Origin of the sequence: Vibrio sp. La 4.2.2 (assembly GCF_027586995.1) — a bacterium.
GTDB classification, from domain to species: domain Bacteria; phylum Pseudomonadota; class Gammaproteobacteria; order Enterobacterales; family Vibrionaceae; genus Vibrio; species Vibrio mediterranei.
Map to the genome: position 1 here is coordinate 267251 of NZ_JAPPTJ010000005.1, position 17314 is coordinate 284564.

Annotated in this window: 15 protein-coding genes; 9 read left to right on the forward strand and 6 right to left on the reverse strand. The window is 43.8% G+C overall.

Features of this window, described 5'->3' with window-relative positions:
- Positions 1–24 precede the first annotated feature (24 nt).
- Genes msbA through kdsB form a run of 4 tightly spaced genes read left to right on the forward strand, consistent with a single transcriptional unit; the run spans position 25 to position 3701 of the window.
- Entirely contained in the window at positions 25–1779 is a 1755-nt protein-coding gene (gene msbA, locus OH456_RS13220) for a lipid A ABC transporter ATP-binding protein/permease MsbA (RefSeq protein ID WP_270033647.1), read from the forward strand.
- Positions 1776–2786, forward strand: a complete 1011-nt coding sequence (lpxK, locus tag OH456_RS13225) for a tetraacyldisaccharide 4'-kinase (RefSeq protein ID WP_270033648.1) — start codon at positions 1776–1778, stop codon at positions 2784–2786. Before msbA ends, lpxK begins: the two co-directional genes overlap by 4 nt.
- Complete coding sequence (locus OH456_RS13230; protein WP_006075338.1) at positions 2767–2946, forward strand: Trm112 family protein; 180 nt, start codon at positions 2767–2769, stop codon at positions 2944–2946. Before lpxK ends, OH456_RS13230 begins: the two co-directional genes overlap by 20 nt.
- Positions 2946–3701 carry a 3-deoxy-manno-octulosonate cytidylyltransferase gene (gene kdsB, locus OH456_RS13235; RefSeq protein WP_198558060.1) on the forward strand — a complete coding sequence of 252 codons (756 nt, stop codon included), beginning with the start codon at positions 2946–2948 and terminating at the stop codon, positions 3699–3701. Before OH456_RS13230 ends, kdsB begins: the two co-directional genes overlap by 1 nt.
- A gap of 19 nt (positions 3702–3720) precedes the next feature.
- Here the strand turns inward: kdsB and OH456_RS13240 are convergent, their stop codons facing one another.
- Complete coding sequence (locus OH456_RS13240; protein ID WP_124939982.1) at positions 3721–4443, reverse strand: pseudouridine synthase; 723 nt, start codon at positions 4441–4443, stop codon at positions 3721–3723.
- Between the two features lie 313 nt (positions 4444–4756).
- Here OH456_RS13240 and OH456_RS13245 point away from each other — a divergent pair, with 313 nt between their 5' ends.
- Positions 4757–6979 carry an NADP-dependent isocitrate dehydrogenase gene (locus tag OH456_RS13245; protein ID WP_270033649.1) on the forward strand — a complete coding sequence of 741 codons (2223 nt, stop codon included), beginning with the start codon at positions 4757–4759 and terminating at the stop codon, positions 6977–6979.
- A gap of 96 nt (positions 6980–7075) precedes the next feature.
- Here OH456_RS13245 and cspD read toward each other — a convergent pair whose 3' ends face one another.
- Positions 7076–7297, reverse strand: coding sequence for a cold shock domain-containing protein CspD (gene cspD, locus OH456_RS13250; protein WP_006075342.1), 222 nt, complete (start codon positions 7295–7297; stop codon positions 7076–7078).
- 562 nt (positions 7298–7859) lie between these two features.
- Between cspD and clpS the strand changes: the two genes are divergently transcribed.
- Entirely contained in the window at positions 7860–8180 is a 321-nt protein-coding gene (clpS, locus tag OH456_RS13255) for an ATP-dependent Clp protease adapter ClpS (RefSeq protein ID WP_031494481.1), read from the forward strand.
- Between the two features lie 41 nt (positions 8181–8221).
- Positions 8222–10504, forward strand: coding sequence for an ATP-dependent Clp protease ATP-binding subunit ClpA (clpA, locus tag OH456_RS13260; RefSeq protein ID WP_006075346.1), 2283 nt, complete (start codon positions 8222–8224; stop codon positions 10502–10504).
- Positions 10505–10589: 85 nt separating this feature from the next.
- Here clpA and infA read toward each other — a convergent pair whose 3' ends face one another.
- From infA to aat, 3 genes are all read right to left on the reverse strand, one after another.
- Positions 10590–10808: a translation initiation factor IF-1 gene (infA, locus tag OH456_RS13265; protein ID WP_006075347.1), complete on the reverse strand. Its 219-nt coding sequence runs from the start codon at positions 10806–10808 to the stop codon at positions 10590–10592.
- Between the two features lie 80 nt (positions 10809–10888).
- A complete protein-coding gene (locus OH456_RS13270; protein WP_198558059.1) occupies positions 10889–11587 on the reverse strand; it encodes an arginyltransferase in 699 nt (232 codons plus the stop codon).
- Positions 11587–12312: a leucyl/phenylalanyl-tRNA--protein transferase gene (aat, locus tag OH456_RS13275; protein ID WP_198558058.1), complete on the reverse strand. Its 726-nt coding sequence runs from the start codon at positions 12310–12312 to the stop codon at positions 11587–11589. The genes OH456_RS13270 and aat overlap by 1 nt, the downstream gene beginning before the upstream one ends.
- Before the next feature lie 227 nt (positions 12313–12539).
- Here aat and aroA point away from each other — a divergent pair, with 227 nt between their 5' ends.
- A complete protein-coding gene (aroA, locus tag OH456_RS13280) occupies positions 12540–13820 on the forward strand; it encodes a 3-phosphoshikimate 1-carboxyvinyltransferase (RefSeq protein WP_198558057.1) in 1281 nt (426 codons plus the stop codon).
- Between the two features lie 40 nt (positions 13821–13860).
- On the opposite strand, the gene OH456_RS13285 is transcribed toward aroA, so the two are convergent.
- On the reverse strand, positions 13861–14109 hold the full coding sequence (locus tag OH456_RS13285) for a YciN family protein (RefSeq protein WP_031494484.1): 249 nt from the start codon (positions 14107–14109) through the stop codon (positions 13861–13863).
- 332 nt (positions 14110–14441) lie between these two features.
- Between OH456_RS13285 and topA the strand changes: the two genes are divergently transcribed.
- Complete coding sequence (gene topA, locus OH456_RS13290; protein WP_270033650.1) at positions 14442–17069, forward strand: type I DNA topoisomerase; 2628 nt, start codon at positions 14442–14444, stop codon at positions 17067–17069.
- Positions 17070–17314: the final 245 nt, after the last annotated feature.

Below are 17314 nucleotides of genomic sequence, written 5' to 3' on the forward strand. Positions count from 1 at the left end.
GATAAAAGAAAACGAACAATAATTATGTCGCTAAATCAAGATGAAACGACGCTGCAGACCTTTAAGCGTCTTTGGACTTATATTCGAGAGTACAAAGCGGGTCTCGTCGTTGCGGTGATCGCACTGGTGATCAATGCTGCTGCAGATACCTACATGCTATCACTACTTAAGCCTCTACTCGATGAAGGTTTTGGTGATGTCGAATCGAATTTCTTAAAAGTCCTTCCTTTTATCATTCTTGGAATGATGTTCATACGTGGCACCAGTGGATTTGTCTCGACCTACTGTTTGAGTTGGGTATCCGGCAAAGTCGTCATGGAACTACGACGCAAAATATTCAGTCACTTTATGCACATGCCAGTCTCCTTTTTTGATAAAGAGTCTACTGGTGGGCTGCTCTCTCGGATTACTTATGACTCAGAACAAGTTGCAGGAGCGACGAGTCGCTCGCTAGTCAGTATTGTCCGAGAAGGGGCAAGTATCATGGGTTTATTGATACTGATGTTCTGGAGCAGCTGGCAGTTATCGCTGGTTCTTTTCGCTGTCGCTCCTGTCGTAGCTTGGGCGATTAGCTTTGTATCTAAGCGTTTTAGAAAGATCTCTCGCAACATGCAAACCTCGATGGGTCATATGACCACCTCAGCCGAGCAGATGCTAAAAGGTCATAAGGTAGTGTTGAGTTACGGTGGTCAGCAAGTTGAGAAAGAGCGTTTTGATCAGATGAGTAACCAAATGAGGCAGCAAACCATGAAGATGGTAGCAGCCTCAGCGGTAGCGAATCCTGTGATTCAAATGATTGCCTCATTAGCATTGGTTGCGGTCCTTTATTTGGCAAGTTTCGATGAGATTCGTGAGCAACTTACCGCGGGTACTTTTACGGTTATTTTCTCGGCTATGTTCTCATTGATGCGTCCATTGAAAGCACTGACTGGTGTTACGGCTGAGTTCCAGCGTGGTATGGCCGCGAGCCAAACTTTATTTGGGTTAATGGACCTAGATACGGAGCGTGATACTGGTAAAGTTGAGCTGTCGAAAGTGAAAGGCGACATTAAAGTTAACGATATCACTTTCACTTATCAGGGAACCGAAAAGCCAGCGTTACGCCATGTTAGTTTTGATCTTCCTGCGGGTAAAACCATTGCGCTTGTAGGGCGTTCAGGTTCGGGCAAAAGTACCATCGCTAACTTGTTTACACGCTTCTATGACGTCGATAGTGGACATATTGAACTTGACGGTCACAAGATTGATGATATCAAGCTGACCAACTTGCGTAAGCATTTCGGGTTGGTTTCTCAAAATGTTCATCTGTTTAACGATACTATTGCCAACAACATTGCCTATGCAACTGATGGCATATATAGCCGAGAGCAAATTGAGCATGCGGCTAAATTAGCTCATGCTATGGAGTTCATTAATGGTCTCGACAACGGCCTTGATACCGTGATTGGAGAAAATGGCGCAAGCTTGTCAGGTGGTCAGAGGCAACGTCTCGCGATTGCACGAGCTTTGTTGCGTGATGCTCCCGTTCTGATTTTGGACGAGGCAACCTCGGCATTAGATACTGAATCTGAGCGCGCGATTCAATCTGCGTTGGATGAACTTCAAAAGGATAAAACGGTGCTAGTTATAGCTCATCGCTTATCAACAATCGAAGAAGCTGACGAAATTCTCGTTGTTGATGACGGTGAGATCATCGAAAGAGGTGATCACAATACGTTACTTGCGCATAAAGGTGCGTACGCTCAACTGCATAAAATTCAGTTTGGTGACAACGAGTGATTGAGAAACTGTGGTTTGGTCGTAATCCACTAAACTACTTATGGTGGCCGCTTTTGTGGCCACTTAGTGCGTTATATAGAGCGATTGCGAAGCGACGTAGGAAAGCTTTCAGTGATGGTTCAAAAGAATGCTACCGCGCTTCTGTGCCTGTGATTGTCGTTGGTAATATTACCGCTGGTGGTAATGGTAAGACACCGATCGTTATTTGGCTGGTTGAGAATTTGCAACGTCAAGGTTTCAAACCTGGAGTAGTCTCTCGAGGTTATGGGGGTAAATCTAACCATTATCCTTTGCAAGTTGAAACCCAGACCAGTACTAAAGCCTGTGGCGATGAGCCGAAGCTTATTTATGAAAGAACCAAAGTCCCTGTTGTTGTGGATCCGGTAAGATCGAATGCAGTCAAGGCACTAGAAAGTCTTGGTGTTGATGTGATTATCACCGATGATGGTCTACAGCACTATGCGCTTGATAGAGCAATGGAAATTGTAGTGGTTGATGGAGTGCGCCGCTTTGGTAATGAGCAATCTATTCCACTAGGACCACTACGAGAAACGCTGTCTCGCTTGGAAGAAGTAGACCTTGTTGTTACCAATGGCGGGGAGCCTAGTTTAGGGCAAGAGAAGCGTTTTGAATTACAGCCTGAGCTTGCTATCAATCTAACAACCAATGAGAGTAAAGCTGTGACCGAACTAGGGCAACTCACTGCGTTTGCCGGTATTGGCCATCCTCCACGTTTTTTTAAGACGTTGAATGATCTTGATGCAGATGTGGTACGCAGCCAAGGCTTTGCAGACCATAAAGATTTTCAACCGGAACAATTATATGCCCTAAGTGATGGGTCTGATAACGTCATTATGACGGAGAAAGATGCCGTAAAATGTCGTTCATTTGCACAAAACAATTGGTGGTATTTACCTGTATCGGCTCAATTTACTGAGCAAGACGGTAGGGAAATACTCAAAAAAATAAACAAGGTAATAGAAAGTTATGGATCACAGACTTCTTGAAATCGTGGCATGCCCAGTATGTAAAGGAAAACTCACTTTTGATAAAGATAAGCAAGAGCTTATCTGTAAGCTTGATCGTCTTGCTTATCCGATTAAAGAGGGTATTCCGGTTTTACTAGAGCCTGAAGCGAGACAAATGAGTATGGAAGAGGGACGCTAATGTCTTTTACGGTCATTATCCCAGCAAGGTATGAATCTTCTCGTTTGCCAGGCAAGCCGTTAGCGGATATTGGTGGCAAACCGATGATCCAGCACGTTTATGAGAAGTCGCTACAATCTGGTGCCGATCGCGTGATCATCGCAACCGATGACCAAAGAGTGGAGCTCGCTGCAAAACAATTTGGTGCCGAAGTTTGTATGACTTCTCCATCTCACGAGTCTGGCACCGAGCGGTTAGCGGAAGTGGTTGCGTCGATGAAAATCGCACCCGATCACATCGTTGTGAACGTACAAGGTGATGAACCTTTGATTCCAGCATGCATTATTAAGCAAGTTGCTAATAATCTTGAGAGCAGCACGGCGCCAATGGCTACCCTCGGTGTAACGATTGAGAATGAATCAGAAGTCTTTAACCCAAATGCGGTAAAAGTAGTGACGGATGAGCAAGGTTATGCGCTGTACTTTAGTAGAGCAACGATACCTTGGGATCGAGATGCTTACGCTGCAGAGCCGAAAAAACGTGCAACTAACCCTCTACTGAGACACATTGGCATCTATGCTTATCGTGCTGGGTTTATTAAGACTTATGTAGAATGGGAGCCGAGTGCACTTGAACGAATTGAGTGCCTAGAGCAGCTTCGAGTGCTGTGGTATGGAGAAAAAATCCACGTCGCAACGGCTCAGGAAGCACCACCTGCTGGGGTAGATACTCCTGAAGACCTTGAGCATGTGAGGGCTATTGTTGCTCAGCAATAATAGCTTTGCTTTGGATTACTTATCTCTTTAAAGCTGGGTGATCGGTGGGGATTTCCAACCAATCACCTGGCTGCAAGCCTCCAATCTCAAACCCTGCCATCGAAGCACGAATAAGCCTTAATGTTGGGAAACCAATATTGGCTGTCATTCGACGTACTTGTCGATTTCTTCCTTCAATAATTGTAATGCTTAACCATGTGGTAGGAATGTTGGCACGAAAGCGCACCGGTGGGTGACGCTCCCAAACGTCAGGCGTATCCATAAGGCTGACTTTCGCAGGCAATGTAGGCCCATCTTTAAGCACTACACCGCGTCGCAGCTTATCTAAGTCATCCTCACAGGGCGCTCCATCGACCTGAACCCAATAGGTTTTTTCTGACTTGGATTTTGGTTGAGTCAGTCTAGCTTGCAAAATACCATCGTTGGTAAGAACCATCAGCCCTTCGCTGTCTCTGTCGAGGCGTCCGGCGGCGTATACATCTTTGACAGGTATGTAATCGGCAAGTGTTTTTCGTCCGTCACCATCTGTGAATTGACTTAAAGTGTCATAAGGTTTGTTGAAGAGGATCACTTTGCGTTCTTCAATGGGTAGTCTGCTTCGGTTAGTGTCTGTTTTTCGTTTAACCGCAGGTTTCGAAGTGGACTTTCGCGGTCTACTTCCTGGACCTGAGTGCTGTTTGAAACGTGTAGAAGCAGCGCGGCTTTTCGACTTACTACGAGGTGCCGCTGTTTTATTCGTCATGTTAACTACCTTGCAAAAATGTAAACAAACTGTGTGGTGTAGTTTTGTCTACGGTTGTTTTGAGCTATCATAAGCGCGCTCAAAAACAGGAATAACGCACAAGATAATAGACTAATTGCCCAAATTTGTTTAATTATAAGTGCTTAGGATTTCGTTTGACTGAACAAAAAAAGCCCAATTGAGAGGGTTTTCATGTGCAAACTTTTTGTATCAACCACTCAATCGCGTTCCGTCATAACGTTTACGTGTCCTTGATGAAGGCACGTTGATTAATAAGGGTACTCATACCCAATTAGAACGATAGGGAAATTTCATGCCTACAGAAAAGCCGACAATTATCTATACCATTACTGATGAAGCTCCAGCGCTCGCAACTTACTCGTTGCTGCCGATCATTCAGTCATTTACTGCTTCATCTGGTATCAGTGTTGAAACGAGAGACATTTCACTAGCAGGGCGAATTATTGCTAACTTCCCTGAATACCTCAAAGAAGAGCAACGTATTGGTGATGCACTAGCTGAACTTGGTGAGCTGGCGAAAACACCAGAAGCGAACATCATCAAGCTACCAAACATCTCTGCGTCTATCCCACAGCTACAGGCTGCTATTAAAGAACTTCAAGCAAATGGCTATGATTTGCCAAACTACCCAGAAGAGCCAAGCACGCCAGAACAAGAAGCTATCAAAGCTACTTATGACAAGATCAAAGGCAGTGCGGTAAACCCGGTTTTACGTGAAGGTAACTCAGACCGACGCGCACCGCTATCTGTGAAGAACTATGCTAAGAAAAACCCGCATTCAATGGGAGCATGGTCGAAAGATTCTAAGTCTCATGTTTCTAGCATGACAGATAAAGACTTCTTCGGTAGTGAAAAATCGATCACTGTTGCTGATGCGACGGGTGTGAAGATTCAATTTACTTCAGCTACTGGCGAGACTAGCGTTCTTAAAGAGAAGGTTGCCCTACAAGCGGGTGAAATCATCGACGCATCTGTAATGAACAAGAAAGCGTTGGTGTCTTTCTTTGAAGAGCAAATTGCAGAGGCGAAACAGCAAGATGTTCTGCTTTCATTGCACATGAAAGCGACGATGATGAAGGTCTCTGACCCAGTTATTTTTGGTCACGCAGTTAAAGTTTACTACAAAGATGTATTTGCAAAACACGGTCAGCTATTTGAAGAACTAGGTGTTGATGTAAACAACGGTATTGGTGATGTATACGCAAAAATCGCCTCACTACCAGCCGCTCAAAAAGCTGAGATTGAAGCCGATCTAGCAGCTGTTTATGAAACTCAACCAGCACTTGCAATGGTTGATTCTGACCGTGGTATTACCAACCTACACGTACCAAGTGACATTATCGTTGATGCTTCTATGCCAGCGATGCTTCGTTCATCTGGCCAAATGTGGGGCCCGGATGGTAAGCAGAAAGATACCAAAGCAATGATCCCTGATCGTAGCTATGCAAGTATCTATCAAGCAGTTATCGACTTCTGTAAAGAGAATGGTGCATTTGATCCAACGACGATGGGTAGTGTGCCAAACGTAGGTCTAATGGCTCAAAAAGCAGAAGAGTACGGTTCACACGATAAGACCTTCATCCTAAAAGGTGATGGCAAAGTCGAAGTTATCGATACAGCCGGCAATGTGCTTATTGAGCAGTCAGTTGAAGAAGGCGATATCTTCCGTATGTGTCAGGTGAAAGACGCACCGATTCAAGATTGGGTGAAACTGGCTGTGACACGCGCTCGTGCATCAAGTACGCCAGCGGTATTCTGGCTCGACGAGAACCGTGCCCACGATGCTGAGTTGATCAAAAAAGTGAATCAATATCTTCCAGAGCACGATACGTCAGGTCTAGAAATTTATGTGAAGGCTCCACTGGAAGCAACACTGTTCTCACTAGACCGAATCAAGAAGGGTGAAGACACCATTTCTGTCACTGGTAACGTTTTACGTGACTACCTCACAGACTTGTTCCCAATTCTTGAACTTGGCACATCGGCGAAGATGCTATCTATTGTTCCATTGATGAACGGTGGCGGCCTATTTGAAACAGGCGCTGGTGGCTCTGCGCCTAAGCACGTTCAACAGGTTCAAAAAGAAAATCACTTACGTTGGGACTCTTTAGGTGAATTCTTAGCACTAGCAGCTTCTCTAGAGCATCTAGCGGTCGTTTCTGGTAAAGAAAAAGCGAATGTACTAGCGAAAGCTCTTGATGAAGCAACAGGCAAGTTCCTAGACAACAACAAGTCGCCATCACGTCGCGTTGGTGAGTTAGACAACCGTGGTTCTCACTACTATCTAGCTCTATACTGGGCTCAAGCACTAGCTCTTCAAACAGAAGACAAAGCACTAGCAGACGAGTTCGCGCCAATTGCAGAGCACCTTGCATCAAACGAGAGTGTTATTGTTTCTGAGCTAAACAATGCTCAAGGCGTTGCAGGCGATCTTGGTGGTTACTATCAATTTGACGATGTGAAGACTTCAACGTTAATGCGTCCAAGCTCCACATTGAATAACATTGTTGGCTAATCGCTAAACATCGAATTGTGAAAGGCATAAAAAAACCACCGAAAGGTGGTTTTTTTATAGGTCGTGTCTTCTGTAATGGGTGATTGTTTTGTGAAACTACTTCGCTATGTCACCTTCGACAGGCGTAACTGAGCTAGCGTGATAGCCCTTTGGCCCTTCTTCTACTTCGTAATTCACTTGTTGACCCGCTTTCAGAGTACGGTAGCCATCCATCTTAATAGTGGAGTAGTGTGCGAAAATGTCACCATCCTCGCCTTCTGGACAAATAAACCCAAATCCTTTGGCGTTGTTAAACCATTTTACTGTACCTGTAGCCATGCTATACATCCCTCATGCATTTTTTGTTACTGAAGTCGCTTTGAAGACACTGACCAATCGTGTTTGCTTCTTCTTTGCTGTGATTCAAAATAACTAACCACAACCTAAGTCGTGGCTCTATACCACATTCATCCGTTTTGAATGTGTTTTTTGCTGTAAGGGTATTCTTACTTTGTGGGGAATACCGATGCAAAACTTGTTAAATTTTAGTCACTAATTAACCACTGTAGTCAAACATTGAGCGGAGTCAATAGGAAAGTCGTATAAATAACTACATATTCTATACATATGCGCTTTGGTTTTAACAAAAGTGCAAAATCTATCTTCTGTTTGCATGAGCTTCATGTATTCTATTTATGAGGGAGGCGAAAGTTTTTTCAACTTGGCTCATATGTGACACACACTAATAGCATTGTTTTGTTTGCAGCGATACAATTGGTGCATTAGTCTCTTAATAGAGATGTTTTTTGAGTGTTGGCTCTCAGGTGTTTCTAGCGACGCTTTTAGCATTGAAATTCAGCACAGTGTTTTGTAATTAAAAGAAAACTCTCAACATTTGGCCATGAGTAAAAATTTTGAATGGGTGACTCCAGACTCAGACTTACTGGAGAAAGAAAAAACTAAGGTTGAGCCGCCGGCAATGTACAACGTTGTGTTAAACAACGATGACTATACGCCGATGGACTTTGTAGTAGAAATCTTGGAACGCTTTTTTTCACTCAACGAAGACAAAGCGACTCAAGTGATGTTAGCGGTGCATTATGAAGGTAAAGCTGTCTGTGGCACCTACACATCCGAAGTCGCGGAAACGAAAGTTGCTCAAGTGACCATGTATTCAAGGGAAAATGAACACCCACTTTTGTGTACCATGGAAAAAGCCTAATTTTCGCATGAATGACGTTTGTCATTCCTTAGGAGGTACTTATGCTTAATAAAGAATTAGAATCGAGTCTGAACGGCGCATTTGCTCGTGCTCGTGATAAAAGACATGAATTCATGACCGTAGAGCATCTCCTTTTAGCTTTGTTGGAAAATGACTCGGCTAAAGAGGCACTAACTGCTTGTAACGCAAATTTAGAGAATCTGCGTAATGAGCTCGACATTTTCATTGATCAAACAACTCCTCTTATCCCTGATGCCGACGACACGCGAGAAACACAACCTACTTTAAGTTTCCAACGTGTTCTTCAACGCGCCGTATTCCATGTACAGTCTTCTGGGCGCAGTGAAGTAACAGGCGCTAACGTCTTAGTAGCGATTTTTAGTGAACAAGAATCACATGCTGCTTACCTTCTTAAGAAAAATGACATTAGCCGTTTAGATATCGTTAATTTTATTTCTCACGGTATTACCAAAAACATCGGTCCAACTGGTGACGAACCATCGAGTGGCTCACTTGGTGGCGGTAGTGAGAACATTGAAGAAGCCAACGGTGAAGATCGTCTTGAAAGCTTTGCAACGAATCTGAACCAAGTGGCGAAAGCAGGCAACATAGACCCTCTTATTGGTCGCGATAAAGAACTTGAGCGTACGATTCAAGTGCTATGTCGCCGTCGTAAGAACAACCCATTGTTGGTGGGTGAGGCCGGTGTTGGTAAGACTGCTATCGCTGAAGGTTTGGCTTGGAGAATCGTTGAAGGCCAAGTGCCAGATGTTATCCAAAACAGTGTTATTTACTCTCTCGATATAGGCTCGCTACTTGCAGGTACTAAATACCGCGGTGACTTCGAGAAACGCTTCAAAGCGATTCTCAAGCAATTGGAAAAAGAAGATGACGCCATTCTGTTCATTGATGAGATCCATACAATTATCGGTGCAGGTGCGGCTTCTGGTGGACAAGTAGACGCAGCAAACCTTATTAAACCTCTTCTAAGCAGCGGCAAACTGCGCTGTATTGGCTCTACAACTTACCAAGAATACAGCAACATTTTTGACAAAGAGCGTGCACTATCTCGTCGATTCCAGAAAATCGATGTAGTGGAACCTTCTTTAGATGATACGACTAAGATCTTGATGGGTCTTAAGCCTAAATATGAGGAGCACCACGAGGTTCGTTACACTAACAAAGCGTTGCGTGCTGCCGTTGAATTGTCAGCGAAGTACATCAACGAGCGCCATTTACCTGATAAGGCTATTGACGTTATCGATGAGGCGGGCGCACGCAGTCGTTTGGTTCCGGTGAGCCGTCGTAAGAAAACGGTTGGTGTGGCGGATATCGAAGCGATGGTTGCTAAGATGGCACGCATTCCAGAGAAGTCTGTATCTTCTTCAGACAAGGATATTCTTCAAAACCTTGATGACAAGATGAAGATGCTGGTCTTTGGTCAAGACAAAGCCATTGACGTGCTTTGTGAAGCAATCAAGATGACTCGCGCTGGATTAGGTAATGATGATAGACCTGTTGGCTCATTCTTGTTTGCTGGCCCAACTGGGGTTGGTAAAACGGAAGTGACCGTTCAATTGTCTAAGCTATTGGGTATCGAGCTGCTTCGTTTTGACATGTCGGAGTACGGTGAGCGTCACTCAGTAAGCCGTTTGATCGGTGCTCCTCCAGGTTATGTAGGCTACGATCAAGGTGGATTGCTAACCGATGCGGTTATCAAGCATCCACATTCTGTAGTATTACTGGATGAGATTGAGAAGGCGCACCCTGATATCTTCAACTTGCTACTGCAAGTCATGGATAACGGTACGCTAACGGATAACAATGGCCGAAAAGCTGACTTCCGCAATGTGATTTTGGTAATGACGAGTAACGCAGGTGTTGCTGAGACTGAGAAGAAATCTATTGGTCTGATTCAACAAGATCACAAACCAGACGCGATGGGTGCCATTAAACGTGTGTTCACTCCGGAGTTCCGCAACCGTCTTGATGGTATCATCTGGTTCAACAGCCTAGATGACACGGTTATACATCAAGTGGTTGATAAGTTTATTGTTGAACTTCAAGCGCAGTTGGATTCTCGAGGCGTTTCGTTAGAAGTGTCTGATGATGCTCGCGATTGGCTTGCGATTAAGGGTTACGACAAGACAATGGGTGCAAGACCTATGGGTCGTGTTATCCAAGACAAGCTTAAGAAACCACTGGCGAATGAACTCTTATTTGGTTCGTTGGTTGATGGCGGAACAGTGAAAGTGTCCCTTAAAGATGATGATTTAGCGTTTGAATATGTAGGCGCTAAGGAAGAAGCAGAAGCGCATCACTAGCGCTTCTTCATCTGAATCGCTACTTAGTGGATAACAAAAAACGGAGCCTAAGCTCCGTTTTTTTGTGTTCGTTTAAACGTTGAGATTAACGAGCACGGAAGACGATGCGGCCTTTAGTTAGGTCGTATGGAGTCATCTCTACAGTTACTTTGTCACCAGTAAGGATACGGATGTAGTTTTTACGCATCTTACCAGAGATGTGCGCAGTAACTACGTGACCGTTTTCTAGTTCAACACGGAACATTGTGTTTGGTAGAGTATCAAGGACTGTACCTTGCATCTCAATTACGTCTTCTTTAGCCATTTAATCCTCTTTCGAAATGCGGCGTTTTAACGGCAGGCATTGTGCCGTTAAAATCTTAATAAGTAAAGTTGCGGTGTATTCTACCCTCGCCATCGCTGATTTACTAGCCTTTGATGACGTTGGAACCGTGTTTTGTAGTTCATTGCTGAACAATCATCTATTTGGTAGCCCAAATAGAGCCATTGTTTGTTATATCGTTGGCAGTATTCAATTTGACACAATACAGCGTACGTACCGAGAGATAACGTATAGTCAGGGTCGAAGAAGGTATAAAAAGCACTGGCGCTATCAGAGAGAATATCGGTGATGGCGATCCCTATCAGCTTATCATCGTCAAAGATGTGCAGATAGTGCAAGGTCATCCATGAACACTGTGCAAACTCAAAAAACTCTTGTTGTCTTGGTGGATACATACTGCCTGTTGAATGACGTTTCTCAATATAGCGAGAGTAAAGATCAAACCATTCTTCATCTAACGTTGGTCTTATCTCCCAGTGAAATGATTTGGTTTTGGCAAGCAGACGTTTCTGGCTCTTAGATAGCTTAAAATCATCGATAGCTACTCTGAGCGCATGACAGGCACTGCAATGGTCACATTGAGGCTTATAAATGGCGTCCCCACTTCTTCTAAAGCCATTAGCTAATAACATTTCGTATTGATTGGCTTCATGCAGTTCTTTTTCCAAAACAATAGCCACTCGCTCCTGTTGAGCGGGCAAATAGCTACAGTCTTGTTTGCGACTCAGACCAATTCGGATCTGTTGGACAGCCATGTTCATCAACTCATCTCCTGTTGTATAGGAAATGATAGCTCTTGTTGAGAAAAACAGGAATCTTGTACGGTTTGTTCGCGTAAATCATGCAAAGCCGTTATAAACTGCTCGCGGGTCAGTTCTTGTGCTCCTAGTGAGTTCAAGTGCGGATTCATAACTTGGCAGTCGATGAGTTTGCCTCCATGGTTTTTAAAGTGATGACAAAAGTACCAGAGAGCAATCTTGGAAGCATTAGTTTCCAGAGAAAACATCGATTCGCCACAAAAGACTTGGCCAATGGAAAGTCCGTAAAGCCCACCAACTAGGGCATTATCGTTCCAAACTTCGACGGAATGACAATGACCTTTTTTTGCTAACTCTCCATACGCAGAACGCATATCCTCATTTAGCCAAGTTTCTTCGATAGGACGTGTACTTGCGCAATATTCTATGACTTGCGATGTGCATGTATTCATCGTGACTCGATAATCTGCTTTGCGCTGAAATTTACGCAGGCTTTTTGCCGGACGGAAAAGAGATGGATCAAATACGGCTCTCGGGGCTGGACTCCACCATAGAAGTGGTTCATTTGGGCCAAACCAAGGGAAAACACCATGTTGATAGGCAGACAGCAGTCGTTGTGGGTTGAGATCACCGCCAAACGCTAGCAAGCCATTGGGCTCATCAAGCGCTTCGAAAGGAGAGGGAAATGTAAAGTCATTGCTGTCTAGTTCTGTCAGGTAGATCGTCATAGTGCTGTAATGTCGCGTTCCTTTCTATTAATTATAAACAATACCGACTCATTTATTAATTTTCATTAGTACTAGTTGGCTAGTACTGAGTGTCGAGATATTGACCATCTAGCGGTGTATTAGCTCTGGTGTTTACCTTGTATTTTAGTTACGCTGCAACTACCAAGAATTATTTAAGACGCTTCATTACAAGGACTGAAGTGTCTACAAAGGATTAGATTCAACTAATGGAAAGCTTAACACTCCAACCCATCCAAAAAGTATCCGGAACGGTTAACCTTCCAGGTTCAAAAAGTGTCTCGAATCGTGCTTTATTGCTTGCTGCGTTGGCAGAAGGTACGACCACACTCACCAATCTTCTAGATAGTGATGATATTCGTCATATGCTTAACGCCCTCACCAGTTTGGGTGTCGAGTATCAGTTATCCGAAGATAAAACTCAATGCATCGTTAAAGGTTTAGGTCAACCATTCAGTGTCTCGGAACCAAAAGAACTATTTCTTGGCAATGCAGGTACTGCGATGCGTCCTCTAGCAGCTGCGCTTTGCCTTGGTGAAGGCGAATATGTTCTTACTGGCGAACCAAGGATGAAGGAAAGACCCATTGGTCACTTGGTTGATGCGCTTAAGCAAGCTGGTGCGGACGTCGAATATCTAGAAGCAGAAAACTATCCGCCTCTAAAGATCGTTGGTACCGGTTTGACAGGTGGACTGGTCAAAATTGATGGTTCCATTTCCAGTCAGTTTTTAACAGCATTCTTGATGTCTGCACCACTAGCAAAGGCTGATGTCACTATCGAAATAGTCGGTGAATTGGTATCAAAACCATATATCGATATTACGCTGCATATAATGGAGCAGTTTGGTGTCAAAGTTGAAAATCGTGACTATCAACAGTTTATTATTAAGTGTGGTCAACAATACCAGTCTCCAGGCCAGTTTTTGGTAGAAGGGGATGCGTCTTCAGCCTCCTATTTCCTTGCTGCTGCAGCCATTAAAGGCGGTGAGATAAAGGTGACGGGTATCGGTAAGAACAGTATTCAGGGTGATATTAGATTTGCCGACGCACTAGAAAAAATGGGTGCAGAGATTGAATGGGGTGATGACTACATTCTGTGTCGTAAAGGTGAATTAGTGGGTATTGATATGGACTATAATCATATCCCTGATGCCGCCATGACTATTGCTACGGCGGCACTCTTTGCAAAGGGCACAACTGCAATTCGTAACGTATATAACTGGCGAGTAAAAGAAACAGATCGTCTTGCGGCTATGGCTACCGAATTGAGAAAAGTAGGTGCTACAGTAGAAGAAGGTGAAGACTATATTATCGTCGAGCCAACCGATGACCTAAAACATGCTGCGATTGACACGTATGATGATCACCGAATGGCAATGTGTTTCTCTCTCGTTGCGTTGAGTGACACACCAGTGACGATCAACGATCCTAAGTGTACGTCAAAAACGTTCCCTGACTACTTTGATAAATTGGCAGATTTAAGCCAGTAACATAGTGAATAATAACGCCCCTGAATCGGGGCGTTATTATTTAGTTCTGTAGAGTAAACTCTTTCGAAAGGTGGTGTGCAAGGTATTTAAACATATTAAATACCGCCGTTGTTTTCTCGGTTGGTAGCCCTTTATCATCGAGGAAGTAGTTACCTTTGAAAACTAGGACACCGTCTTTTTCTTCGACGCTGTCTGCACGCATTCCTTCAATGAAATCATCATGTTCCTGAATGATTTGGTTGGCGATGAGCAACAAATCAAACTCTGTGATGGCGGTTTTCTGTGACATATTGATGTCCTCTATATAAAACATTACCGCGTAGTGTATGAGTGCCAACACATTTTGCAAGGACAAATATCTCGGCTATAGTTAGCAGCAATTTGTGATAAGCAACAAATTTTGGTGAATGTTGCTAGGCAACAATCATAAATGGCGTTTAATATTGCGCCATTTTTCAAGCGATGAGTTCTATTTGATCGGACATTTGTCGAGCAATCAGAATCTAATTGCAAAAAAACTGGTTGATCTTCTTTTGTTCTCGCTCAATAGTAAAAAGAAGCATAAATTTCGAACATCGTGCGATTAAATGTCGCAATGTGATATAGGACGTTAGTGTCATTATGGGAAAGTCACTGGTTATAGTGGAGTCACCCGCTAAGGCTAAAACCATTAACAAATACCTCGGTAAAGACTTTATAGTGAAGTCGAGTGTAGGTCACGTGCGTGACTTACCAACTGCAGGGCAAAGTACTGGTAAAAAAGCAGCAGCTGTCTCTACAAAAGGCTTAAGTGCTGAAGAAAAAGCACGTATTAAAAAAGAAAAAGACCGCAAAGCGCTAATTAAAAAAATGGGTATTAACCCATATGATGATTGGGCAGCAAACTATCAAGTATTGCCTGGCAAAGAAAAAGTAGTTGCCGAGCTACAAAAACTTGCGAAAGACGCTGACCATGTTTATCTCGCAACCGATTTGGACCGCGAAGGAGAGGCTATCGCATGGCACCTTCGTGAGATCATCGGTGGCGATGAAGAGCGATATAAACGAGTAGTATTTAACGAAATTACCAAAAACGCGATCCAACAGGCATTCCAAGATCCTGGTGAACTGAATATGGATGGCGTGAATGCACAGCAAGCACGACGTTTCTTAGACCGTGTTGTTGGTTTTATGGTGTCTCCGCTTCTTTGGAAGAAGGTCGCACGAGGCCTATCTGCTGGTCGAGTCCAGTCAGTTGCCGTTAAGCTTCTCGTAGAGCGTGAGCGTGAAATTAATGCGTTTATCCCAGAAGAATTTTGGGATATTCATGCGGATACTAAAACTTCGGATAAAACAGATTTCCGACTACTAGTTGCACAAAAAGCGGGCAAGGCGTTCAAACCATCTAATGAAACAGAAGCGCAAGCCGCTGTTTCTGTATTGGACAAGGCGACGTACGAAGTATGTAAACGTGAAGACCGTCCAACTCAAAGTAAGCCATCAGCACCTTACATCACTTCTACACTGCAGCAGGCAGCAAGTACGCGCCTAGGTTATGGTGTTAAAAAGACCATGATGCTGGCTCAGAGGCTGTATGAAGCGGGTTATATTACCTATATGCGTACCGACTCTACCAACTTGAGTACAGAAGCCGTTGATGCAGTCCGTGGTTATATTGATAGTGAGTTTGGTGGTGCCTATCTTCCTGAAAAGCCAAACTTCTACGGAAGCAAAGAAGGTGCTCAGGAAGCGCACGAAGCGATTCGTCCTTCAGACGTTAACGTGAAAGTTGATGATCTTTCAGGTATGGAAGCCGACGCTCATAAGCTATATGCACTTATCTGGAATCAGTTCGTGGCGTGTCAAATGACACCAGCGAAGTACGACTCCACAACGATCAGCGTGAAAGCTGATGAGTATACGTTGAAAGCGAAGGGACGTATTCTTAAGTTTGATGGTTGGACTCGTGTTCAGCGTCCAATGGGCAAAAACGAAGATGCTATCCTTCCTGCAGTACAGCTGGGCGATAAGCTTGACCTTGTTACGTTAGATCCTAAGCAACACTTTACCAAGCCACCCGCACGTTACACCGAAGCGGCTTTAGTTAAAGAGCTAGAGAAACGTGGAATTGGTCGTCCTTCTACTTATGCGTCAATCATCTCAACGATTCAAGATCGTGGTTATGTAAAAGTTGACCAGCGTCGTTTCTATGCTGAGAAGATGGGTGAGATAGTGACCGATCGTCTTGATGACAGCTTCACTGATTTGATGAACTACGACTTTACTGCTCGCATGGAGCAGAAGCTCGATCAAATCGCCGAAGGTGATGCAAGCTGGAAAAATGTATTGAACGAATTCTTCGAAGAGTTCACTACTGATTTAGGCAAAGCTGAACAAGACGAAGAGCATGGCGGTATGAAGCCAAATCATATCGTTATGACAGAAATTGAATGTCCTACATGTTCACGCCCTATGGGTATTCGTACTGCTTCAACTGGCGTATTCTTGGGCTGTTCTGGCTATGCTTTACCACCTAAAGAGCGTTGTAAAACGACGATTAACTTGGGTGATGAAGAAGGCATTATTAACGTTCTTGAAGAAGACGTCGAAACGGCAGCTCTGCGTGCTAAGAAACGTTGCCCAATTTGTGAGACGGCAATGGATGCTTATCTGATTGATGATAAGCGTAAGCTTCATGTTTGCGGTAATAACCCAAATTGTGAAGGCCATGTGGTTGAACAGGGTGAGTTTAAAGTTAAAGGTTATGATGGCCCGACGGTCGAATGTGACAAGTGTGGCTCTGAAATGGTACTTAAGAACGGCCGTTTTGGTAAGTACATGGACTGCACCAGTGAGACCTGTAAAAACACCCGTAAGATCCTTAAAAACGGTGAAATAGCACCTCCTAAGGAAGACCCAGTTCATTTCCCAGAGCTTCCTTGTGAAAACTCGGATGCTTACTTTGTACTGCGTGATGGTGCATCAGGCCTATTTATGGCTGCTAGCAACTTCCCTAAATCTCGTGAGACTCGCGCACCGCTTGTAAGTGAACTTGCGAAATACAAAGAACGTTTATCGCCGAAGTTCCACTATCTTGCGGATGCACCAACAGAAGATCCAGATGGTAGACCAACGGTAGTTCGTTTCAGTCGTAAGACTAAAGAGAATTATGTTCGTTCTGAAATCGACGGTAAACCATCGGGTTGGACGGGGTTATATGTTGATGGTAAATGGGAAATTACCGATAAGCGTAAAAAGCCTAAAAAATAATCTCTGAACGTTCTAATTAACAGCACTCATTTGAGTGCTGTTTTTTTATCCTCACTATTAAATCCTTAATTTTGTAAATGATTGTATATATTTAGTACATTCATTATCTATATATATCCATTAAACTGGTCATAGCAGTTTAGCTCATTGTTTTTCAGGCAGTTTTCATCAAAGAGTGGTTGAGGTGAATTGCATGTTAACAATATGTGTTGATAAGGTGATGTCGGTATGCCATTCTGTGATTA

Excerpts from the sequence above, each read along its gene's own strand:
- msbA (WP_270033647.1), top strand. The coding sequence starts at position 25 with ATGTCGCTAAATCAAGATGAAACGACGCTGCAGACCTTTAAGCGTCTT.
- OH456_RS13230 (WP_006075338.1), top strand. The coding sequence starts at position 2,767 with ATGGATCACAGACTTCTTGAAATCGTGGCATGCCCAGTATGTAAAGGA.
- kdsB (WP_198558060.1), top strand. The coding sequence starts at position 2,946 with ATGTCTTTTACGGTCATTATCCCAGCAAGGTATGAATCTTCTCGTTTG.
- OH456_RS13240 (WP_124939982.1), bottom strand. The coding sequence starts at position 4,443 with ATGACGAATAAAACAGCGGCACCTCGTAGTAAGTCGAAAAGCCGCGCT.
- OH456_RS13245 (WP_270033649.1), top strand. The coding sequence starts at position 4,757 with ATGCCTACAGAAAAGCCGACAATTATCTATACCATTACTGATGAAGCT.
- cspD (WP_006075342.1), bottom strand. The coding sequence starts at position 7,297 with ATGGCTACAGGTACAGTAAAATGGTTTAACAACGCCAAAGGATTTGGG.
- clpS (WP_031494481.1), top strand. The coding sequence starts at position 7,860 with ATGAGTAAAAATTTTGAATGGGTGACTCCAGACTCAGACTTACTGGAG.
- clpA (WP_006075346.1), top strand. The coding sequence starts at position 8,222 with ATGCTTAATAAAGAATTAGAATCGAGTCTGAACGGCGCATTTGCTCGT.
- infA (WP_006075347.1), bottom strand. The coding sequence starts at position 10,808 with ATGGCTAAAGAAGACGTAATTGAGATGCAAGGTACAGTCCTTGATACT.
- OH456_RS13270 (WP_198558059.1), bottom strand. The coding sequence starts at position 11,587 with ATGAACATGGCTGTCCAACAGATCCGAATTGGTCTGAGTCGCAAACAA.
- aat (WP_198558058.1), bottom strand. The coding sequence starts at position 12,312 with ATGACGATCTACCTGACAGAACTAGACAGCAATGACTTTACATTTCCC.
- aroA (WP_198558057.1), top strand. The coding sequence starts at position 12,540 with ATGGAAAGCTTAACACTCCAACCCATCCAAAAAGTATCCGGAACGGTT.
- OH456_RS13285 (WP_031494484.1), bottom strand. The coding sequence starts at position 14,109 with ATGTCACAGAAAACCGCCATCACAGAGTTTGATTTGTTGCTCATCGCC.
- topA (WP_270033650.1), top strand. The coding sequence starts at position 14,442 with ATGGGAAAGTCACTGGTTATAGTGGAGTCACCCGCTAAGGCTAAAACC.